20 protein-coding genes are annotated in these 21,576 nt (G+C 60.1%); 9 read left to right on the top strand and 11 right to left on the bottom strand.

The window, feature by feature from the left end; all coding sequences use genetic code 11:
• The first annotated feature begins 130 nt into the window (after positions 1-130).
• The 3 genes from cobO (at position 131) to C4S63_RS12655 (ending at position 3,012) form a co-directional block, all read left to right on the top strand.
• Positions 131-742 carry a cob(I)yrinic acid a,c-diamide adenosyltransferase gene (gene cobO, locus C4S63_RS12665; protein WP_103917766.1) on the top strand — a complete coding sequence of 204 codons (612 nt, stop codon included), beginning with the start codon at positions 131-133 and terminating at the stop codon, positions 740-742.
• A 132-nt stretch (positions 743-874) separates the two neighbouring features.
• On the top strand, positions 875-2,341 hold the full coding sequence (locus C4S63_RS12660) for a cobyric acid synthase (protein ID WP_103917765.1): 1,467 nt from the start codon (positions 875-877) through the stop codon (positions 2,339-2,341).
• 14 nt (positions 2,342-2,355) lie between these two features.
• The gene (locus tag C4S63_RS12655) at positions 2,356-3,012 is read left to right on the top strand and encodes a class I SAM-dependent methyltransferase (RefSeq protein ID WP_103917764.1); all 657 of its coding nucleotides are present in this window, start codon (positions 2,356-2,358) and stop codon (positions 3,010-3,012) included.
• 62 nt (positions 3,013-3,074) lie between these two features.
• Here C4S63_RS12655 and C4S63_RS12650 read toward each other — a convergent pair whose 3' ends face one another.
• Positions 3,075-4,082 (bottom strand): putative solute-binding protein, encoded by a 1,008-nt coding sequence (locus C4S63_RS12650; RefSeq protein WP_103917763.1) that lies wholly within the window; start codon positions 4,080-4,082, stop codon positions 3,075-3,077.
• A gap of 263 nt (positions 4,083-4,345) precedes the next feature.
• Complete coding sequence (locus C4S63_RS12645) at positions 4,346-4,834, bottom strand: peptidylprolyl isomerase (RefSeq protein WP_062815988.1); 489 nt, start codon at positions 4,832-4,834, stop codon at positions 4,346-4,348.
• A gap of 272 nt (positions 4,835-5,106) precedes the next feature.
• On the opposite strand from C4S63_RS12645, the gene moaA reads away from it, so the two are divergent.
• On the top strand, positions 5,107-6,120 hold the full coding sequence (gene moaA / locus C4S63_RS12640; RefSeq protein WP_103917762.1) for a GTP 3',8-cyclase MoaA: 1,014 nt from the start codon (positions 5,107-5,109) through the stop codon (positions 6,118-6,120).
• A gap of 49 nt (positions 6,121-6,169) precedes the next feature.
• A complete protein-coding gene (can, locus tag C4S63_RS12635) occupies positions 6,170-6,817 on the top strand; it encodes a carbonate dehydratase (protein WP_062815591.1) in 648 nt (215 codons plus the stop codon).
• A gap of 110 nt (positions 6,818-6,927) precedes the next feature.
• Here the strand turns inward: can and C4S63_RS12630 are convergent, their stop codons facing one another.
• The 7 genes from C4S63_RS12630 to C4S63_RS12600 form a co-directional block, all read right to left on the bottom strand.
• The gene (locus tag C4S63_RS12630) at positions 6,928-7,665 is read right to left on the bottom strand and encodes a copper resistance protein B (protein ID WP_235000010.1); all 738 of its coding nucleotides are present in this window, start codon (positions 7,663-7,665) and stop codon (positions 6,928-6,930) included.
• The gene (locus C4S63_RS12625) at positions 7,662-9,506 is read right to left on the bottom strand and encodes a copper resistance system multicopper oxidase (RefSeq protein WP_103917761.1); all 1,845 of its coding nucleotides are present in this window, start codon (positions 9,504-9,506) and stop codon (positions 7,662-7,664) included. Before C4S63_RS12625 ends, C4S63_RS12630 begins: the two co-directional genes overlap by 4 nt.
• A gap of 36 nt (positions 9,507-9,542) precedes the next feature.
• Complete coding sequence (locus C4S63_RS12620; protein ID WP_103917760.1) at positions 9,543-9,902, bottom strand: hypothetical protein; 360 nt, start codon at positions 9,900-9,902, stop codon at positions 9,543-9,545.
• Positions 9,903-10,109: 207 nt separating this feature from the next.
• The gene (locus C4S63_RS12615) at positions 10,110-10,733 is read right to left on the bottom strand and encodes a LysE family translocator (RefSeq protein ID WP_062815594.1); all 624 of its coding nucleotides are present in this window, start codon (positions 10,731-10,733) and stop codon (positions 10,110-10,112) included.
• A gap of 266 nt (positions 10,734-10,999) precedes the next feature.
• Complete coding sequence (locus C4S63_RS12610; RefSeq protein ID WP_103917759.1) at positions 11,000-11,506, bottom strand: DUF411 domain-containing protein; 507 nt, start codon at positions 11,504-11,506, stop codon at positions 11,000-11,002.
• Positions 11,503-11,898 carry a cupredoxin domain-containing protein gene (locus C4S63_RS12605; RefSeq protein ID WP_063509769.1) on the bottom strand — a complete coding sequence of 132 codons (396 nt, stop codon included), beginning with the start codon at positions 11,896-11,898 and terminating at the stop codon, positions 11,503-11,505. The genes C4S63_RS12610 and C4S63_RS12605 overlap by 4 nt, the downstream gene beginning before the upstream one ends.
• Positions 11,895-14,366 (bottom strand): heavy metal translocating P-type ATPase, encoded by a 2,472-nt coding sequence (locus C4S63_RS12600; protein ID WP_103917758.1) that lies wholly within the window; start codon positions 14,364-14,366, stop codon positions 11,895-11,897. Before C4S63_RS12600 ends, C4S63_RS12605 begins: the two co-directional genes overlap by 4 nt.
• A gap of 223 nt (positions 14,367-14,589) precedes the next feature.
• Here C4S63_RS12600 and C4S63_RS12595 point away from each other — a divergent pair, with 223 nt between their 5' ends.
• The gene (locus C4S63_RS12595) at positions 14,590-15,201 is read left to right on the top strand and encodes an outer membrane beta-barrel protein (protein ID WP_103917757.1); all 612 of its coding nucleotides are present in this window, start codon (positions 14,590-14,592) and stop codon (positions 15,199-15,201) included.
• A gap of 279 nt (positions 15,202-15,480) precedes the next feature.
• On the opposite strand, the gene C4S63_RS12590 is transcribed toward C4S63_RS12595, so the two are convergent.
• On the bottom strand, positions 15,481-16,389 hold the full coding sequence (locus C4S63_RS12590; RefSeq protein WP_103917756.1) for a hypothetical protein: 909 nt from the start codon (positions 16,387-16,389) through the stop codon (positions 15,481-15,483).
• Between the two features lie 26 nt (positions 16,390-16,415).
• Positions 16,416-17,069, bottom strand: a complete 654-nt coding sequence (locus C4S63_RS12585; RefSeq protein ID WP_062815599.1) for an HAD family phosphatase — start codon at positions 17,067-17,069, stop codon at positions 16,416-16,418.
• A gap of 211 nt (positions 17,070-17,280) precedes the next feature.
• Here C4S63_RS12585 and C4S63_RS12580 point away from each other — a divergent pair, with 211 nt between their 5' ends.
• Genes C4S63_RS12580 through C4S63_RS12570 form a run of 3 tightly spaced genes read left to right on the top strand, consistent with a single transcriptional unit; the run spans position 17,281 to position 21,567 of the window.
• On the top strand, positions 17,281-17,823 hold the full coding sequence (locus C4S63_RS12580) for an RNA pyrophosphohydrolase (protein ID WP_103917755.1): 543 nt from the start codon (positions 17,281-17,283) through the stop codon (positions 17,821-17,823).
• Positions 17,816-20,092: a phosphoenolpyruvate--protein phosphotransferase gene (ptsP, locus tag C4S63_RS12575; protein ID WP_062815601.1), complete on the top strand. Its 2,277-nt coding sequence runs from the start codon at positions 17,816-17,818 to the stop codon at positions 20,090-20,092. The genes C4S63_RS12580 and ptsP overlap by 8 nt, the downstream gene beginning before the upstream one ends.
• A 44-nt stretch (positions 20,093-20,136) precedes the next feature.
• Positions 20,137-21,567 carry a M20/M25/M40 family metallo-hydrolase gene (locus tag C4S63_RS12570; protein WP_103917754.1) on the top strand — a complete coding sequence of 477 codons (1,431 nt, stop codon included), beginning with the start codon at positions 20,137-20,139 and terminating at the stop codon, positions 21,565-21,567.
• Positions 21,568-21,576: the final 9 nt, after the last annotated feature.

The raw sequence follows: 21,576 nt of genomic DNA, 5'->3' as shown, positions 1-21,576 counted from the left end.
ATCGCCCGTCAGTTCGCCATGCAAGCATAGCTCCTACGGAGTGAACCACCAGAAATCATGTTTATTGTATTGCCGGGTTAATAGCGGCAGTCAAAAGCGTTGAGAAAAGAACCAAAAAATGGAAAACAGTATGAAACCCGATCCGAAGAGCCCTGAGCGCCATGCCTGGCGGATGGAAAAGAAACAGCAAATCATGCGTGAGCGGATTGCCAATGCGGACAAGGATCAGGGCATCCTGCTGGTGCTCACCGGATCCGGCAAAGGCAAGAGCAGTTCCGGGTTCGGCATGCTGGCCCGAGCCCTAGGGCATGGCATGAAGGTGGGCGTGGTGCAGTTTATCAAGGGCGCATTCAGTACCGGTGAGGAAGCCTTCTTCCGCAACCTGCCCAACGTGGATTATCACGTCATGGGTGAGGGTTACACCTGGGACACCCAGGATCGGGAAAAGGATGTGGCTGCTGCCAGTGCTGCCTGGAATATTGCAAAAAAAATGCTACAGGACGATAGCTACCACATGGTATTGCTGGACGAACTGAACATTGCGTTGCGTTATGAGTATCTAAATCTGGATACCGTGCTCGACGATCTGCAGAACCGTCCCGTCATGCAGCACGCAATTGTCACTGGTCGCTATGCGCCGAAAGAGTTGATCGAGCTGGCCGACACCGTCACCGAAATGAAAGTGGTAAAGCATGCCTTCAAGGATCTTGGGGTGCGGGCGCAGAAGGGCGTGGAGCTTTGAAGGCAGTTGACAGTGGACAGTTGAAAGTTGACAGCGAAAGGCGAAAAAACGTTGAGGTGAAAGTTGAAGACAGGCGGTGACAATTCAGGTTCTAGCTGTCAACTGTCCACTATCAACTGTCCACTGACTTTGATGGTTCAGGGGTGCACTTCCGACGCCGGGAAAAGTACGGTTGTTGCGGCGTTGTGTCGATGGTTTGCTCAGCGGGGGTATTCGGTGGCGCCGTTCAAGCCGCAGAATATGGCGTTGAACAGTGCAGTGACCGTGGACGGTGGGGAGATTGGACGGTCGACAGCACTGCAGGCCCTGGCCTGCGGGATTGAACCGCACAGTGACATGAATCCGGTGTTGCTCAAGCCGCAGACCGATATGGGGGCCCAGGTGATACTCCGTGGCCAGGTGCTGGGCAACATGCAGGCACTGGATTATCACGCCTATAAGAACACCGCCCGTGAGGCAGTGCTGGCGGCCTGGCAGGATCTCTCTTCCCGTTATGATGTGATTATCGCCGAAGGCGCAGGCAGTCCGGCGGAAATCAACCTGCGTGACAACGATATTGCCAATATGGGCTTTGCCGAAATGGTGGATTGCCCGGTGATTCTGGTGGCGGATATTGATCGCGGTGGGGTCTTTGCCCATCTCACCGGCACGCTGGACCTTCTTTCCCAAACAGAACAGCAACGCACCCTGGGGTTTGTCATCAACCGTTTTCGTGGTGACTTGTCGTTATTACAGGGCGGGCTGGACTGGCTAGAAGATCGCACCGGCAAACCGGTGTTCGGGGTGCTGCCCTACCTGCATGGCCTGACGCTGGATGCGGAGGACGCGGTGGCCGATCCCGGTGACCATGAGCACGATGCCCTCAAGGTGGTGGTACCGGTGTTGCCGCGCATGAGCAATCACAATGATTTCGATCCTTTGCGCCTGCACCCTCAGGTGGACCTGCGTTTTGTGAAGATGGGTGAGGTCTGGCCGGCGGCGGATCTGATCATCCTCCCTGGTAGTAAGGCAACCCGCGCTGACCTGGCATTCCTGCGCGAGCAGGCTTGGGACAAACAGATCGAAAAACACCTGCGTTATGGTGGCAAGGTCTTGGGTATCTGTGGGGGCTTCCAGATGCTGGGTGAGCGGATTGAGGATCCTGACGGGCTGGAAAGCGATGCGGGCAGCAGCCCGGGGCTTGGCTGGCTGGCCATGACCACTCGTCTAATTTCCGGCAAGCAGTTGCGCACTGTGCAGGGCGTTTTCTTGCCAGCGGGAGCCGCCATCCACGGTTACGAAATTCACAATGGTATCAGCGAAGGGCCGGCTTTGTTAAGGCCCATGTTGCAGCTGGGTGACCGGGATGAGGGCGCCATCAGTGACGATGATCAGATCATGGGATGTTATCTGCACGGTCTGTTCGATAATGCCGTAGCCTGCAACGCGCTACTGCAGTGGGCGGGGCTTCGCGGTGACCGGGCAGTGGATTACGATGACCATCGGCAGCAGGACCTGGACCGGCTGGCGGGAATGATTGAGCAGCACCTGGATATGAAGAGACTGCGTTCGGCTCTCCCGACCAGCCATGGGCTAAACCATCCCAGGATTATTTATTAGAAACGGAGATGCACATGCACAAGGATGATGCTCACGCTGGCCAGGCTGTTTACAGCCCTTTTGTTCTCACTCTTTATGATATGGGAGTTCTGGGGTTGTCCTGTCGCTGGTTGTGGCGCTGCCCTGCGTCTATTCTGCTGGCCCATTATCAGCAGAACATCAGCGACAATCATCTGGATGTTGGCGTGGGCAGCGGTTACTTTCTGGATAAAGTCAATTTCCCCGCCTTGAATCCGCGCGTGGCGCTGATGGACCTGAACCCCAACAGCCTGGACTTCTGCTCCCGGCGCATAGAGCGCTATCAACCGCAAAACCTGCAGCGTAATGTGCTGGAGCCCATCGACTATCAGGGTGACAAATTCGATTCACTCGGCATGAACCTGCTGTTGCACTGTCTACCCGGAACCATGCTCGAGAAAGCCTGTGCGTTCGATCACCTGCTGCCATTGCTGAATCCCGGTGCCCGGGTGTTTGGTGCCACGATCCTGCAAGGCGATGTGCCGCGCAACCTTGCCGCCCGAGGTGCGATGAAGGTGTATAACCGCAAGGGCATCTTTTCCAATCAGAATGATTCGCTGGCCAGTTTGAAGCAGGCACTGGAAAGCCGGCTGGATCAAGTGGACGTTCAGGTGAAAGGGTGCATGGCACTGTTTTCAGGGAGCAGGCCTTGAGGCTTTTGATGTGGTGTTTAGCAGGATGAAAAAAGGGCCGGGAAATTCCCGGCCCCGAAAGATTATTCCATGGGGTTAACGCATTCCGCCCGTGACGGTTCCAGCTTGCAACGGACCTTTCTCAGCAGACCCATCATGGACTTGTCGTAGACTCCGTCCTGGGTCAGGGCCACACGCGCTTCGCGCATCATCTCGTCGTAACGCAGCTTGTCGTTATCCGGGATACGGATCCACCACTTGTCATCCACTTCGTTGCTGGCGTTATCAATGACACGCATGGCACGGTCAAACTGGCCATACATGAATTCCCGGGACTGTTGGGCATAGCCCGCAGGGAAGCGGTCTTTCTTGAGAATGATCTGGGCGCTGAGCTGGCCCAGCACATAGTCGAGAATGCCACCATCCGGTGCCATGCCCTTGTACAGTTCCAGGGCAGAAAAGCCCATGATGGGAGCGAAGCAGATATCCACGGAACCGTTGTTGAAGCGGGTAGAGAAGTTGGTGATGTCGGACATGACCGGTGACATGCCAACACGGGAGGCCATGTTTGCCTGGGCGCTGTCGTATTCAAGCACGGCGATGGATTTCCCGGACAACTCTTCTACGGTATCCAGTTCCTGATCCTTCAGGAAAAGAAATGCCGCGCCCATGGGAACCACGCCACCAACTTCGTAGGGGCCGGATACCAGTTGCTTGTTGATGGACGGGGTGTCACTGGCAATAACAGAAATCACGGTTCTCATGGCTTCATAGCTGGGGATGGCGCCAATGGAGTCCATGCTGCCGGTGAAGCTGTTGAATTGACGGCCACGAATACCGGTGAGGACGGCGGCGTCACATTGGCCGGCTTTCAGATCTTCTGCTGCGATCTTTTCATCGGTGAAGGGCTTGAGTTCCACATCCACGCCCCAGGCAACGGCGGCGGTTTTGTAATCCTTCATGATGTTATAGATATCACCGTTAGCGCCAATGATGTCGAAAACACAGAATTTTCGTTTTTCCAGTGCGTGAGCAGACAAGGAAATACTCGAAAGCAAAGCGGAAAGAATTAATATCGTTATGTAGCGCATGAAGCTCTCCCGTAAAAACAGAAAAATCAAAGAGCATCTATCCTATTTGGCCGCTGAGGATACATTCAATATGGCTTTACAAAAGTCTGCATAATCGACAACAAGAAAGTGGAGCAAGCCGGGGAGCGCTGTCATTTTGATAAGAAAGGAGGCAGAAAACGGTGCCGAATTCACCCTGCATTCACTGTGGTACAGGTTTGTGGGGGGTTAAGGGAGTAAATAAAAAAGGCGCCAATGGCGCCTTTTTTCTGGAGGGTCAGACCTTAGTGGTCGTGGCCTTCCGGGCCGTGTACGTGGCCGTGCTCTTTTTCTTCGTCGGAGGCTTCACGCACTTCGGTGACTTCCACGGCGAAGTTCAGGGTTTCGCCTGCCAGCGGGTGGTTGCCATCAACGGTCACTTCATCACCTTCCACAGCGGTGATGGTGAAGATGCGCGGACCGGCTTCGGTCTGGGCCTGGAACTGCATGCCCGGCTGCAGGTTCTCTTCGTTGCCTTCGAAAGCGGTTTTCGGCACTTGCTGGATCAGCTGCTCGTGACGCTCGCCATAGCCTTCTTCCGGGTTAACGGTCACGTCCAGCTTGTCGCCGGCGGCCTTACCCACCAGGGCTTTTTCCAGACCGGGAATGATATTGCCTGCGCCGTGCAGGTAGGCCAGGGGCTCGCCACGCTGGATGGAGGAATCGATGGTCTCGCCGGCGTTGTTGGTGAGGGTGTAGTGGATGGACACTACGGTGTTTTCAGAAATTTGCATGGAAACCCTTTTGGGGTGGATGAATTCGGAATAAGGGGTATGGCGGACATGGCGTTTCATGGTCCGGCTGCGCCCCGCATTCAGGTCGGCGAACATTCTAACAAGACCGGCAAGGGCCTGACCAACCGGAGCCAGTACCGGCCGACGGGCGTGGGGTAGCCAACAGGGGCTGGGGAGCCACGAAGGGCTCCACAGGAGGGCGGAACCGGGATGTTATTGCCCGAGTAAGCGCCGGTTCCCCGGCTTGGCCCCGCATTTGCTACAGTACCGCCATGGCCGCTGATACTTTCACTGACAATCCGCTACTGCAGGACCGCTTTGGTCGCACTATCGACTATGTGCGGTTGTCGGTGACGGACCGTTGCGATTTTCGCTGTGTGTACTGCATGGCGGAGGATATGGCCTTTGTACCCCGGGCCCAGGTGCTGACTCTGGAGGAGATGGGGCGGCTGGGCCGGGTGCTGGTGGCGCTGGGGGTACGGCGGATCCGGTTGACCGGGGGGGAGCCGCTGGTGCGCCGTGATGTGACAAATCTGGTGCGCTATCTTGGTGCGACCCCGGGGCTGGATGAACTGAATATGACCACCAACGGCGCCGGGTTGGGCCGTTTTGCGGGGGATCTGAAGGCTGGCGGTCTGGATCGACTCAATATCAGCCTGGATTCCCTGGACCCGCAACGTTTCCGCGCCCTGACGCGCACCGGCGACCTGGGCAAGGTGTTGGCGGGCATTGAGGCGGCCCGCCGGGCCGGCTTCCGCCGTATCAAGCTGAATAGCGTGATCCTGCGTGGTCGAAATCAGGACGAGGTACCAGCGCTGGTGGATTTCGCCCTCGATAAAGGGCTGGATATCTCTTTTATCGAGGAAATGCCCCTGGGGGAGATCAGTGAGCATGACCGGGGGCTGGCGTTTGTCTCCTCCGAAGAACTCCGGGATCAGCTCTGCGAGCGCCTGACCCTGGTACCCATGGCGGAAAAGACCGGCGGGCCGTCCCGCTATTGGCAGGTACCGGGCAGTGACAGCCGTATCGGCTTTATCTCTCCCCACTCACAAAATTTTTGCCATTTGTGTAATCGGGTGCGGATTACCGCCGAGGGCCGTATGCTTCTTTGCCTGGGGCACGAACACAGTGTGGACCTGCGCGCGGTACTGCGGGCGCACCCCACGGATGATGCCCCCCTGCGTCAGGCAATCATTGATGCCATGGCAATCAAACCGGAACGGCACGACTTTAACCTGGCCCCGGGCGAGCAACTGGTACGGTTCATGAATATGACCGGTGGTTAACGCCCGGGTGGCCTGCCTGGCGTCCAGTCCATGAATGTAGCGAGAGACCATGAAATCCCTTCCCGAACTCTTCAGCAACAACGAGCAATGGCGCCACGACATCGAGCAGGAGCACCCGGGCTTCTTCAAGGCGCTGGGCGAACAGCAGAGTCCGCAGTATCTGTGGATTGGCTGTGCGGACTCTCGCGTACCGGCCAACGAGGTGGTGGGGCTGATGCCCGGCGAGCTGTTTGTGCACCGCAACGTGGCCAATCTGGTGAATCACACCGACCTGAACCTGCTGTCGGTGCTGCAGTTCGCCGTGGATGTGCTGAAGGTGAAGCACATCATGGTGGTGGGGCACTATGGTTGCGGCGGGGTCAAAGCCTCCATGGAAGATGTGCCCCATGGTCTGATCGACAACTGGCTGCGGCAGGTGCGTGAGCTGTATCTGCGTAACCGCAAACACCTGATCAAGCTGCCCGATGAAAAGGCCCAACTGGACCGCATGTGTGAACTGAACGTGGCCCGTCAGGTCATCAATGTGGCCAACACCACGGTGGTTCAGGAAGCCTGGCGCCGGGATCAGCCACTGACCATCCATGGCTGGATTTACGGTATCGGCGACGGTCGCCTGCGGGATCTGGATATCCAGATTCAGAACAACCGGGAACTGCGGACGCTGGAAAACGAGGAATACGATAATTCCTCGGCATAGGTGCCCCGTAGGGTGCACTGAGCCTAGGGCGAACTGCACCACCACCTCCGGCCAACGGTGCAGTTCGCCTCAGGCTCAGTGGCACCCTACGCAAGATTTCATTGGGTTCGTCAGAACCAGAAGTAGACCCCGGCCACCAACGATGCCTCCTCCGGATCACCGCCTGCCGCCCGCGTGCTGTCGGCGGTGTCGCCGTACTGCTTTTCCCAGTGCACGCCGATGTAGGGCGCCAGCTCCCGGCGGATTTCGTAGCGTAGTCGCAGGCCGGATTCGATGGCCACCAGACCATCGCCAACCCCCAGGTCGTCATCGTCCTTGCCGTAAAAGCGGGCTTCCACCTCCGGCACCAGCGCCAGACGCTGGGTCAGCATCAGCTCGTATTCCGCTTCCACTCGCAGTTCGCTGAGGCTGTCTTTGCCCAGAAACAGCTGGACATCAACCTCGAACCAGTAGGGTGCCAGGCCCTGGATACCCAGGCTGGCCCAGTCCCGGTTGGGATGGTCGGGTTGCCAGTCGCGGCGCCAGCCCAGTTGCCAGTCCCAGTAGGGGGCGAAGGCGTGACTCCAGGCCAGGCGGGTTTGTGCGCTTTCCGTGCCGGCGTCTTCGTCGCCGTGTTCCGGGTCCATGAGCCGTTCGCCTTCCGTGGACAGGTACAGCTTGTTCAGGTCGCTGCCGTACCAGGCGTTGGCATCCCAGCCCAGCACCGTCCCTTCGTCGCTGTCACGCAGCTCAAGCTGGTCGACCAGTACTTTGCTGAAGCGGGGCGGGTGTTCGCTCATGGACCAGGCCGGCATGGCGACGGTCATGGCTGTCAGGGCACTGAGCAGAAGGGGCGGTGTTTTCATCATGCGTCCTCCCCGTGAGCGCCATGGTGTGCGTGGCTGCCATCCGCTGGCGCTTCGACCACACGCACTTCCCGGAACATGCCCGCGTCCATGTGGTAAAGCAGGTGGCAGTGATAGGCCCAGCGGCCCAGGGTATCGGCGCGCACCAGGTAGCTGAGTTTTTCGCCGGGTTTCACGGTGACGGTGTGCTTGCGAAGCAGTTTGCCATCGCCTACTTCCAGATCGCTCCACAGGCCATGCAGATGGATGGGGTGGGTCATCATGGTGTCGTTGACCAGGGTAATGCGAACCCGCTCGTTGTGGTAAAGCTCCAGGGGAACGGCATCCGCAAAGGGAATGCCGTTAAAGCTCCACATGTAGCGGCTCATGTTGCCGGTCAGGTGCAACACGATTTCCCGTTCCGGGTGCAGGCTGTCCGGTGGCCCGCCAGCGGTTTCCAGGTCCGCATAGGTGAGCACTTTCCAGTCCCGGTCACGCAGGCCGATACCCGGGTCGGCAAGCATCTCACCCGGGGCCATGGCGCGCATGTCCACCCCGGGTCCATATTCCGTGGCGGCATGGTCGGTGGCGTTGTTCCTAGGCGGCAGGTCCGGGTTGTTGGGATCGATGGCAAAGGGGACGGCGTTGCCGTGATCGCTGTGCTTCATGCCTGCCATGTTGTGGTTCATCTGCCCATGGTCCATGCCTTCATGACCGTCGCCGTGCTGCATGGCGCCCATGCCCATTTCGGTATGGCCCAGCAACGGTGGCGGATCCATCTCCGGCACTGGCGCTGACATGGCCGGGTTCGGGGTCAGGGTGCCGCGGGCAAAGCCACTGCGGTCGATACTCTGGGCAAACAGGGTGTAGGCCTGGTCCGCTTTGGGTTCCACGATCACATCCAGGGTTTCTGCCACACCCAGGCGCACCTCGTGGAAAGGCACCGGTCTGACCGGCTGACCATCCATTTCAATCACCGTCATGTCCAGGCCGGGAATGCGGATGTCGAAGAAGGTCATGGCGCTGGCGTTGATAAAGCGCAGTCGGAGGCGTTCACCCGGATTGAACTGGCAGGTCCAGTTGCCGTTGGGGCTCTGGCCATTCATCAGGTAGGTGTAGGTGTAACCGGTCACGTCGGCCAGGTCCCGGTCGTTCATGCGCATGGTGTTCCACATATGGCGATCCTTGAGGGTCTGGATTACGCCCTTGTGGCGGAAATCGCGCAGGGTGTCGAACACGGTGCGCTCATTGAAATTGTAGTAGTGGCTGAGTTTTTTCAGGGTGGCGAAGATGTGCTTCGGGTCCTCGTCACTCCAGTCTGACAGCACGATGACCTGGTCCCGGTCCACGGCATGCGGCTCAGGGTTTTTCGGATCAATGATGATGGAACCGTACAGGCCGGTCTGTTCCTGAAAACCGGAATGGCTGTGATACCAGTAAGTACCGCTCTGCTTGACCGGAAAACGGTAGGTGAAGGTTTCACCGGGTTTGATGCCATCGAATGACAGGCCGGGCACGCCATCCATTTCAAACGGCAGCAGCAGGCCGTGCCAGTGGATGGAGCTGGTTTCCGGCAGCATGTTGGTGACCTTGAGGGTGACGGTGTCGCCTTCGCGCCAGCGCAGGGTGGGGCCGGGGACGATGCCGTTGATGGTGGTGGCCGGTCGGGTCTTGCCGGTGATGTTCACGTCGGCGCCGCCCAGGGTCAGGTGGAAGGTGTCACCACTGAGGGTGGGGGCGCCGGTATGACCCTGGCGGGCCAGCAGCTGGCCGGGTGACAGCCCCAGTCCCAGGCCGGTGGCGCCCAGCGCCAGACCCTGCACGAAACGACGTCGTGGCAGGGAAAACGGATCTGCGGTTTTCATGATTTATCTCCTGATTGTTTGAGTGTGAAAACGAACTCAAACAATCAGGGAGGGTGGCCGTAACGGCAGGTGGTGGATGCCGTCGTGCAGGCTGCTCTCCAGACCGGGGTGCCACGGGCGATCGGGAATTTCCGCCTGGCCGCTGAACAGGGCCATAGTGGTGGCACTGATCTGGCAGACGGTCAGACACTGGCAGGCGTCATCCTGGGGGCAGTGCTGACTGTCGCTATGATCTGGCTGTGCCATCTCTGCATGGTGATGGCAGTGGGTCTGGGGAGTGGTATCCCGATGACCGACAGAAACCTGCGCAGACAAACTGCTTGTCACCACCAGCATCAGGATGGCAAGCAGGCCGGCCAGCAAGGACCGGTGATTGGGGCGCAGGTATCGTTTCATGAAACCATTATTTACCTCGGGGTTACCCCAAGGTCAAAGGGGAATTAAAGGAATGACGGACAGAGTGTGACGAGGTGCGAGTCGCGAAAGCCGAGTTTGGTTTTGCCTTTCGAAACTCGTACCTCGTCACTCGCAGAAGCGGGCAAGGGGGCATTGATGTCGGGAGCCTTTTGACGCTTTCGGAGCGGTGAATCCGGCTTCCTGGCTTCACGCCGCCTGCCAGACCACGCTGGCGGCAATCACTACCAGTAACAGGGCGGTGCCTTTTTCCACCCAGTGATGATGGGCCCGCAGCCAGGGCAGGAAACGGCTGCGGCCAAGCAATACCGCCACCAGCACATACCAGCCGCCATCAATGAACATGGACGTGAGCACCATCTGGATGCGGGCGGCCTGGGCCATGTCTGCCTGCAGGAACTGGCTGAACAGGGCCAGGAAAAACAGTGCCACCTTCGGGTTCAGAAAGGCCACCAGGAAACCGTCCCGGGCGGCCCCGTGCAGGACATTGAACTGGCTGTCGGCATCGGCAGCCGGCAACGGTTGTTTGCCCGCCTGCCAGCTTTTCCAGGCCATCCATAACAGAAACAGGGCGCCGGTGAGACTGAACGCCAGTTCCAGGGACGGGTAGCGGTGGAACAGTACCGCCAACCCGGTGACGGTGGCGGTGGCCCAGATGCCGACTCCCAGGGCATGGGTTGCGCCGGCAAGGGCGCCCGCCCGGGCTCCCCCATGCAGGGTGTGGCGGGTGATCACCGCCAGGCTGATGCCCGGTGCCATGGCACCCAGGGCGCAGACGCTGGCCAGCAGCAGCCAGTCATGGAGAGGAAGCATTCAGGGTCTCGTTACACGCAAAAGGGGAAACTGTAGCGGGTTTCGGTGACAATCTGTAGGTGGTCAGTCCTGGCCGTAGGAGCGTCGCTGGCGGCGCGATCCTTCACACCAGGATCAAAAGCATTTTCCCCACCGAGGGCACAGAGCACACAGAGAAAACTTGTCTTGTTCTCCGTGATATCTGTGCTTTCTGTGGTCAATCCGTCTTTTCAGCAGTTGGGATATCGCGCCGCCAGCGACGCTCCTACGGCCGGGTCTGGCGCTATTCAGTTCCCGGGGTAGTGGCTGAATACTTCGGTGCTGTTTTCATCAAACAGCAGCACGTCGTAGGCATCCACGCGGTCGCCCATTTCCATGCCCGGGGAACCCACCGGCATGCCGGGCACGGTGAGTCCCCTGGCGTCCGGGCGCTCGGCCAGTAGCCGGTCCACATCGGCAGCCGGTACATGTCCTTCAATGGCATAGCCGTCGATGAAGGCGGTGTGGCAGGAGCCCTGTCCGGGGAGGATGCCGGCCTTTTCCTTGATGGATTGCAGGTTCTGCTGTTCGTGGACAACCACCTGGTAGCCATTGTCTTTCATGTGATCCACCCAGGCACCACAGCAGCCACAGGTCGGGGATTTGTAGACTTCCAGGACCTTGTCGGTGCTGGCGGTTTTTGTTGCTTCAGCGGCGGCGGGAGCCGCTTCGGTGGCCTGGGGCTCGGGCGGACCGTCATCACCGCAGGCGGTGACCAGAAAAGCTAACAGGAGTGCCGAAAAGACTTTCATCATGTTTCCTCTTTCATGCGTGGGGCAGTTGCGGGGCTGACAATCAATCTGCCCTGATACATCTGCATCTGACAGGTAAAACGGTACTCGCCGGCGGGCGGGTTGTTCAGGGTCACGGTGGTGATGCTACCTGTTTCCAGAAATTCGCTCACGTCGAGCCCGTGGAACACCACCTGCTCGGCGCAGGGGGAAGGATCCCGTCGGTCGAAGTGCAGGGTCAGAGTCTCCCCGGCCCTGGCATGCAGGGTGGCCGGCTTGTAGACGCCATCCGCGACTACAATGGTGGTGTCTTGATCACTGACAGCCTGGCTTTTTCCAGTGGAATTGGACAGCCAGAACCACCAGACGATCCCCATCATCAGCAACAGGCCGGCAAGATTGATCAGCAGTGTCATGACTTGCCTCGCTGAGGGTTGAACAGCCGCAACCGGTTGGCATTGCTGACCACGGTCACCGAGCTGAGCGACATGGCGGCGCCGGCAATCACCGGGCTGAGCAGGCTACCGGTGAGCGGGTAGAGCGCCCCGGCGGCAACGGGCACGCCCAGGCTGTTGTAGATAAAGGCGCCGAACAGGTTCTGCTTGATGTTGCGTACCGTGGCGGCGGAGATTGCCATGGCATCGGCGACGCCGTGCAGGGAGCCGCCCATCAGGGTGATGGCGGCGGATTCGATGGCCACGTCGGTGCCGGTGCCGATGGCAAAGCCCACATCCGCCTGGGCCAGCGCCGGGGCATCATTGATGCCGTCGCCGACCATGGCCACGATACGGCCCTCTTCCTGCAGTGACTTCACTTTTTTCGCCTTGTCTTCAGGCAGCACTTCCGCCATCACCTGATCCACGCCCACCTGTTTGGCGATGGCGTCGGCGCTGGCCTGGATGTCACCGGTCATCATCACCACGGTGAGGCCCTGATCTTTCAGACGGGCAATGGCCTCCCGGGAATCTTCCTTGATACGGTCGGCCACGCCGAGGATGCCGAGCAGGGTGTTGTCTTCGGCCAGGAACAGGGGGGTGGCGCCACGCTCGGTGAGCGAGTCGCTGTTCAGGCTGACGGTGATGCCTTCGCTTTCCAGCCAGCGGCGGTTGCCGAGCCGGTAGTGTTTGCCGTTCAGGGTGGCGCTGACGCCCTTGCCGTTGAGGGCCTGGAAATTGTCGGCCCGGTCCGGGCTGATTTCACGCTGCTCCGCCGCTCCCACGATGGCGCGTGCCAATGGATGCTCGGAGCCGCTTTCCAGGCTGGCGGCCAGTTGCAGCAGGGTGTCTTCCTGCTGGCCCTCGGCACAGAGAATCTCGGTGAGCGCCGGTTTGCCTTCGGTGATGGTGCCGGTCTTGTCCAGCACAATGGTGTCCAGCTTGCTGCTGGTCTGCAGGGCGTCCCCCTCACGAATCAGAATGCCGTGTTCCGCGGCCTTGCCGACGCCGACCATGACCGACATGGGGGTGGCCAGCCCCAGGGCGCAGGGGCAGGCAATGATCAGCACCGTGGTGGCACTGATCAGCATGTGGGTGATGCGTGGCTCCGGTCCCAGGTTGAACCAGGCCAGGGCAGCGACCACGGCGATCAGCATGATGGCAGGCACGAAGACGGCGGAGACGTGGTCGGCCAGACGCCCAATGGGCGGCTTGCTGCCCTGGGCTTTCTTTACCAGCGCCACGATCCGCGACAGGGCGGTGTCCTTGCCCACGGCGGTGGCCCGGTAGAGCAGGGTGCCGCCTTCATTGAGGGTGCCGGCGCTGACCGTATCACCGATGGCCTTGCGCACCGGCATGGGTTCGCCGGTGAGCATGGATTCATCCAGCCGGCTTTCCCCTTCCTCGACGATACCGTCCACGGCAATTTTCTCTCCGGGGCGCACCCGCAGGATGTCGTCGGTCTGCACTTGCTCCACGGGAATATCCTCTTCCCGTTTTTCCTGATTCGGGCCATCGCGGACTACCCGGGCGGTTTTGGCGCCCAGATCCAGCAGGCGTTTTACCGCCGCGCTGGTTTTGCCCCGGGCACGGACTTCCAGTGCCTGACCCAGGTTGATCAGGCCGATGATCATGGCGCTGGCTTCGAAGTACACGTGGCGGGCGGCTTCCGGCAGGGCGGTGGGGATCAATACCACGGCCATGGAATAGACCCAGGCGGCGCCGGTCCCCAGGGCGATCAGGGTATCCATGTTGGCGTTGTGATTGCGAAACGCTTTCCAGGCACCGACAAAGAAATGGCGGCCTGCGGTCGCCAGCACCGCCAGGGTCATCAGGCCGATCCCCAGCCAGGCCCACTGGCTGGTCTGGCCGGGGCGAACCATCATGTCGCCACCCAGCAGCCCCCAGGCCATTAACGGGACACCCAGCCCCAGGCCCAGCCACATATGGCGGAGTAACTGACGATAGTGCTGTTGTTCCTGCTGCTCGCGGGCGCCATCCTCATCGTTGTCGTCCACGGGACTGGCGCCATAGCCCGCCCGCTCCACAGCATCAATCAGGGATTGGGTATCCGCAGTACCGCTGACTCTGGCAGTGCGATCGGCAAAATTCATTTGGGCCCGGGTGACGCCGGGTGTGTGGCGCAGGGCGTTTTCGATGGTGCGTACACAGGCCGCACAGGTGGCGCCGGTGATGGCCAGCTGCTGCTCATGGTCGCGGCTGGCGGGGGAGGACGGAGCCTCCTGCGGCGGCGTATCGGAAGCATAGCCGGCCCTGGACAGGGCTGCCTGCACGGCGGCGCTGTCGGCGTTGCCAGTGACGGTCACCAGCTGGGTGTCCAGATCCACCTGCACATCGTCGACGCCGGGGAGGGCGCCAAGCGACTGGTGAATCTTGCGGACGCAGCCCTGGCAGCTGGCGCCCTGAATCGCGAACCTCTGTGTCTGCATCCGGGTCTCCGTGGGCGATGGGGATGGAACCATGCCTGCTGTCACAGATTGTCAAACTTCAGGGTAACCCCAAGGTCAAGCCCGTGCTATAACCCGGTGCCGGCATTGAAAATTTTTATAAAACTGTCAAAAAGGCGGAACTGCTCGCGCGCCTGAGACTCCATATTGCCACTACAGTGCGAGCACATTGATGCCGTTTATCAATATTGAGAGGACCTTTTCTATGTTTAAGAAAACTTTGCTTGTGTCAGGGATTGCCCTGGCTGTTGCTGCACCGGCCATGGCGGAGCAGCGGACGTCCATGGTTCGCGATAACGGCTTTTCCTACACCTACGGCCAGCTGGCCTATGATCGCTGGGATCTGGATAACGATGTGGATGTGGACGCGCTGACCGCTGAGGGTTCATTCGCTCTGGATGAGCATATTTTCCTGCGCGGTAGCCTGGGTTTCTTTGACGGTGATTATGACCGTGGCCCGTTCCCTGACGGCGACGTGGATGGCACTCGCCTTTCCGCCGGTGCCGGTTTCCATACCCCCCTGCAGCGGGGTCTGGACTTCGTGACCACTGCCGACATCCTTTACGATGACCGGGATTTTGATCCGGGCAATTCCGATGATGAAATCGGTTTCGAATTGCGCGGTGGTCTGCGTCACGCGACGACCGAGCAGTTGGAGCTGTCCGGTGGCCTGACCTACATGGACCTGTACGATGATGATCTGGGTGTTTACGGCCAGGGTCTGTTCAAACTGACCCCGGTGGTGGATCTGGGCGCCCGCGTTGTTGTGGGTGGCGACCGTGATACCTACGGTGTGTTTGGCCGCTACAATTTCTAAGTAGCGTTCAGCACAAAAAAAGCCCGCCGGGTGAAAGTCCGTCGGGCTTTTTTTGTGGGTAGTGATTCTTGCCGACGTGAGAATCTCTTCGCCTATTGCTGTGATTGGCTGTAGGAGCGTCGCTGGCGGCGCGATTATCACGGTATCGAGTTGCGAGAAGCGAGTTTCGAAAACCAAAACCTGAAAGACGGAGAGACCAGGTTTTCGCTCCTCGTGACTCGTTTCTCGAAACGCTTTTCTTCGCGGCTAGAGCGCCGCTCCTGCAAAGGCTTTATTCGCTCAGGGCTGATCCAGCCACTCCTGCAGCGCCTCGCTGCCGGCTTTCTTCGATGCGGCGATGGCTTCTTCAATCCCCGGTGCTTTTTCTGCCCAGGCTTCCAGAGTGGTCTGATCCATATTGCGCACACCCTCCATCAACCGTTTTGCATTCACTTCGCGCACGGTTGCCGGAATAAACAGGCCTTCCGCTTCCAGATCGGTGCTGTCTCTGTGGGCGGTACGGGCCAGGGTATGTTCCAGCCCGCATTTCAGGGAGGGTGAATCCAGGGGGGCGTCCACGGACAGCAGTTTGGCATCGGCCTGTAGTTGCTCGCCAGCCAGCTGCAGATACTGGCGGCGGCGCAGGGCGATCTCGTCATCGCCAGCCAGCAGGGGTAATGCCTTGGCGGTCTCCCCCGTGCCATTGAGTGCCACAAACAGGGCGGCAAAGCCCAGGCTGGCTTCACTGGCATCCGTGGCGCCGTGCTGGACACGCAGGGATTTTCGGGTCATTTCCAGATAGGGATCACTGATCAGGCCGGACTCGGGCCATTCCGGCAGGGCATCCAGGTAGCCGGGGTAAAGGGGCCAGGTGTCCATGCGGTTGAGCAATTCCTGTTGCTTGAGTTGGCAGGCGCGACTGGCGGCAAGCAGGTAGTGATCCACAAAGGCGGCATACCATTCCTCAAGCCGATCGCGCAACGCGTCGAGCTGGGCCTGTTCACGGGTCTCAGTGAAATCATGCAGGGCTTGCTGCCACGCGGCGGCGCTGTCCTGAAAAGCCTTATCGGCGTTCTGCTGCCAGTCACTGGCGGGGATCTCCGCCTCGGTGATGGACGTATCCCTCTCTTCGCTCGGCGCCGGTTCCGGTGCGTTGCTGTCGCAAGCGGCCAACACCAGTGCCAGTAATACGGCGAAAAAATAACGCATGGTTCCCCTTCCCCTTGGTATCAGTCTCAGCGCAGGCTGATGATTGGCCAACCCTGCTCACGCGCTTCCCGATCCAGGGTGGCATCCGGATCCACGGCCACCGGGTTGTCGACTTTCCTGAGTAGCGGCAGGTCGTTGTGGGAATCGCTATAGAACCAGCTGTCAGTCAGCGTTTCGTCGTTGGCGCGCAGCCACTCCGCCAGTCGTTCCACCTTGCCATCCCGATAGCTGGGAGTGCCGGCCACATTGCCGGTGTAGCGCTCGCGCTTGCATTCCGCCACGGTGGCAATCAGGTGGTCCACGCCCAGCCGGTCCGCCAGCGGTGCGGTGACGAAATCATTGGTGGCGGTAATGATCATCAGGGTGTGCCCCTGGTCCCGGTGCTTCTGCAGCAGGGCCTCTGCCTTGGGCAGCCACATGGCATCCAGGGTTTCCGCCAGAAACTGCTCGCGCCAGAAGTGAAGCTGGGCCATGTCATGCTCGGCCAGCACTTTCAGGGAAAAGCGCAGGTACGCCATGATGTCCAGCCGACCATTCTGGTAATCCACATAGAACTGGTCGTTGGTTTCCTTGTAGTGCTGCTGGTCGACAATGCCTTTTTCCACCAGCCAGTCCCCCCACAGGTGGTCGGAATCGCCAGCGATCAGGGTGTTGTCCAGGTCGAAAATTGCGAGCGTCATGGCCTCTCCTTACGTGAACGGCACAGTTTATGCGAAGCGAATGACAAGTTATAGGGAGCGACAGGATGGCTCGGGGCCTTGCCGGCAGGGGGATCGTGGATTGTGGACCGGATGTTGCACGGTTGTGCATTGATTGCGGGTTGCCCGGCAAGGTTTAATGGGTCAACAAGGAGCCAGAGTCGACAATGGTGTGTCGGCTCGTAGAGACACCATGACAGGCATTATTGATGAAAAGGGATTCCGGCTGAACGTCGGGATCATCATTGCCGGCCAGGATGGCCGTGTATTCTGGGGTCGCCGGGTGGGTAACCGCGATGCCTGGCAATTTCCCCAGGGGGGCATGATGCCCGGCGAAACACCGGAGGAAACGCTTTTCCGTGAGCTGGAAGAAGAGGTCGGACTCCGCCCTGAACACGTTGAGATTGTGGCCAGCACGGAGGGCTGGTTGACCTATCGTCTGCCGCGCCGCTTTCTGCGTCGGCCGAGAAATCGCCCCCATTGTATTGGTCAGCGACAGAAATGGTTTTTGCTGCGCCTGACGGCGGAAGATGAGGCGATTGATCTGTTCGCCAGCGAGAGCCCGGAATTCAAGGCCTGGCGCTGGGTAAATTACTGGTACCCGATTCGCAAGGTGGTGCATTTCAAACGGGGCGTTTATGCCCGTGCCCTGCGTGAACTGGCCCCGGCGCTGAAGGGCGAGCGGGCGGAGCAGGAGAGAAAGCCGATGTCACCGGGAGACAACCCCAATGCTTGATACCCTGCGCCGCATTGTCCAGGAAGTGAACAACGCGGCGGATATCCCTTCCGCGCTCAACCTGATGGCAAAGCGGGTCCGCGATGCCATGGGCACCGAAGTGTGCTCCATTTATCTGCGTAACGAAGAAGAGCAGCGTTATGTCTTGATGGCTTCCGAGGGGCTCAAGCAGGAAGCGGTGGGTCACGTGAGCCTGGGGTTGTCGGAGGGTCTGGTGGGCCAGGTTGGCCTGCGCGAAGAGCCGGTGAACCTGGAAGACGCTTTCAGTCATCCCAAATTCCATTACCTGGCGGAAACCGGCGAAGATCCGTTCCATGCTTTTCTCGGTGTGCCGGTGATGCACCATGGCAAGGTGCTGGGGGTGATGGTGGTGCAGCAGCGGGATGTGCGCCGTTTCGACCAGAGTGAAGAAGCCTTTCTGGTTACCATCTCCGCCCAGCTGTCGGCGGTGATTGCCCACGCCCATGCCTCCGGGGTGCTGTTCGATCAGCTGGATGCGGGCGGGGTGGACCTGCCCAGTTTTTATGATGGTCTACCGGGCTGCCCGGGTGCGGCCATCGGTTTCGGGGTTCTGCTGTTCCCGGCGGCGGATCTGTCGGCTGTGCCGGATCGTCAGGTGGAGGATGTCAGCGCGGAAATCGCTCGCCTGGATGATGCGCTGGTGCGGGTGCGTCAGGAAGTGCGGGACCTGGCCGAGCGCGCCTCGAAAAGCCTGGGTGCGGAAGAGCAGGCGCTGTTTGATGTCTACCTGCGCATGCTGGACCGGCATGCGCTGCCCGCTGAAGTGATCGTGCATATTCGTGAGGGCCAGTGGGCCCAGGGGGCCTTGCGTACTGTGGTGGATGCCCATGTGCGCAACTTCGAGATGATGGATGACCCCTATCTGCGCGAACGGGCGGCGGATGTGCGCGATCTGGGGCGGCGGGTGCTGGCGCAGCTGCAGAGCCAGAATCGCCGGCATATCGTGTTTCCGGATGACTGCATTTTGCTGGGTGAAGATATTTCCGCGCCCATGCTGATGGAAGTCCCCCGTGAGCGAATTCGCGGCATCGTGACGACCCGGGGCTCGCGCAACTCGCACATGGCCATCGTCGCCCGGGCCATGGGCATTCCCACCGTGGTGGGCGCCCAGAACCTGCCGCTGAAACAAATGGACGACAAGGAAATCATCGTTGATGGTTTCCGTGGCCGGGTGGTGGCCAATGCCTCGCCGGAGCTCAAGGAGCAGTTCGAAGAGATCATCGCCGAGGAAGCCAATCTTCAGGCGGGCCTGGAAAAGCTGCGCGATGAGCCGGCGGAAACCCTGGACGGTGTCCGTATCCCTCTGCAGGTGAACACCGGACTGATGACCGACATCAACCGCTCCATCGAGCGCGGTGCTGAAGGTGTCGGACTGTACCGCACGGAAATTCCCTTCATGGTTCGCGATCGCTTTCCCTCCGAGGAAGAGCAGCGAGTCATCTACCGGGAGCAGTTGGCTGCCTTCGCGCCGCATCCGGTAACCATGCGGACCCTGGATATCGGTGGCGACAAGTCACTGAGCTACTTCCCCATCGAGGAAGAAAACCCCTTCCTGGGCTGGCGGGGGATCCGTGTCACCCTGGATCATCCGGAAATTTTCATGGTGCAGGTGCGCGCCATGCTCAAGGCCAGTGATGGCCTGGACAACCTGCGCATCATGCTGCCCATGGTCACCAGCGTGATTGAAGCGGAAGAGGCGCAGCACCTGATTCACCGGGCCTGGCTGGAAGTCCGTGATGAAGGGCTGGACATTCCCATGCCCCAGGTGGGGGTGATGATCGAAGTGCCCGCTGCCGTCTACCAGGCCCGGGCGCTGGCCCAGCGGGTGGACTTCCTGTCCATTGGCACCAACGACCTGACCCAGTACCTGTTGGCGGTGGACCGCAACAACCGACAGGTGGCGTCCCTTTACAACTCCTATCACCCGGCGGTGCTGCACGCCATCTTGCATGTGGTTGAGCAGGCCCATGAGGAAGGAGTGCCGGTGTCTGTCTGCGGGGAAATGGCCGGGGAAGTGGGCTCGGCATTGTTGCTCATGGCCATGGGGGTCAATGCGTTGTCCATGAATGCCTCCAACCTGCTGAAGGTGAAAGCCGCCGTGCGCCAGGTGAAAGCCAGCTTTACCCGTCAGCTGCTCAACGAAGTGCTGGCCATGGATAACGGCGAGGTCATCGCTGCCTACGTGGATCTGCAACTGGACAAGGCTGGGCTGGGCGAATTGCTGCGTAATCGCAAGGCGCTGGTCTGACCACACAGCGCGCCAGCCATAACAACAAGACATGAGGGCTGAACATGAAACGCTTGCTGCAATTGCTGGCGCTGGCCGTGCTTATCCTGCTCGCGGTATTGCTCTATCACACCCTGACATTGCCGCAGGCAGACAGCCGGGTTGCTGAACTGCCCGATTTGACGCAAGCCGTGGACGAGGACGCCATGGTGGAGCGGCTGGCAATGGCCCTGCGGTTTCCGACTCTGCCGGATCAGCCCGATGCCTTTGTGGGGTTCCATGGATTTCTCCGCGACCGTTTTCCGTTGACCCACCAGACCCTCTCTGTGAAGCCCTTTGGCCATAGCCTGCTGTATCACTGGGACAGCCAGAATGACTGTCCACCCCAGTTGTTGCTGGCCCATCAGGATGTGGTGCCGGTGTCATCCCCGGAAAAATGGCAGCATCCGCCGTTCGCCGGTGTGGTGGATGACGACTTTGTCTGGGGTCGCGGCGCCCTGGATGACAAGGGCAGCCTGATGGCGATTCTGGAAGCCACGGAGGCCTTGCTGAAAACTGGCCAGACGCCCGCCTGCGATGTTTATCTGGCGTTTGGTCACGATGAGGAAATCGGCGGGCGCGAGGGGGCGATGAAGATGGCCGCCTGGCTGGAAGAGCAGGGCCTGCGCTTTGCCCTGATTCTGGATGAGGGGGGCATGATGCTGCCGGGCAGCACCCTGGGCCTGGATCGTCCGGTGGCGCTGATGGGCATTGCCGAGAAGGGCTACATGACGGTGGAATTGCAGGCAGAGGCCGAGCCCGGGCATTCGTCACGCCCCCCGCAGACAACCGCCATCGGTGACTTGGCGGCGGCCATCGACCACCTGCAGACCCATCCCCGTCCGGCGTCTCTGAGTGGCCCGACGCGCAAAATGCTGGAGCAGGTCGCGCCGCACCAGCCCTTTGCCAAACGACTGGTGCTGGCCAATCTGTGGTTGTTCGAGCCGCTGATTGTGCGTCAGCTGGAAGGCAAGCCGGAAACCAATGCGTTGCTGCGTACCACCATGGCACCCACCTTGCTGAGTGCCGGGGTAAAGGAAAATGTGCTGCCGGCCACCGCCAGCGCCACCCTGAATTTCCGGCTGGCGCCGGGAGAAACCCGGGACAGTCTGCGGGCCTATTTGGAAAAAGCATTACCGGACAGTATCAGCGTCACGTCCAGGGGGGCCTTCCTGTCCGACCCTTCCCCGGTCACCGGGATTCCCTCTGCCACCTTTGATCGCTTGGCGGCGCTGGCGCGGGCGTTACCGGAACAGCCGGTGGTCGCGCCCTACCTGCTGATTGCCGGCACCGATGCCCGTCACTATCAGTCTCTCTCCGATCAGGTGTTCCGGTTTATGCCGGTGTCCCTGGGACAGGACGATCTGGCCCGCTTTCACGGCCATAACGAACGTCTTCCCCGTGAGCAATACCCGCACATGGTGCGGTTTTATGCGGGGCTGATGCTGGGTCGATAACCGGTCCGG

Origin of the sequence: Alcanivorax sp. DSM 26293 (assembly GCF_900107995.1) — a bacterium.
GTDB lineage: Bacteria > Pseudomonadota > Gammaproteobacteria > Pseudomonadales > Alcanivoracaceae > Alcanivorax.
Note: the sequence above shows the minus strand (reverse complement) of the source record. Positions and strands in the feature narration are given on the sequence as shown.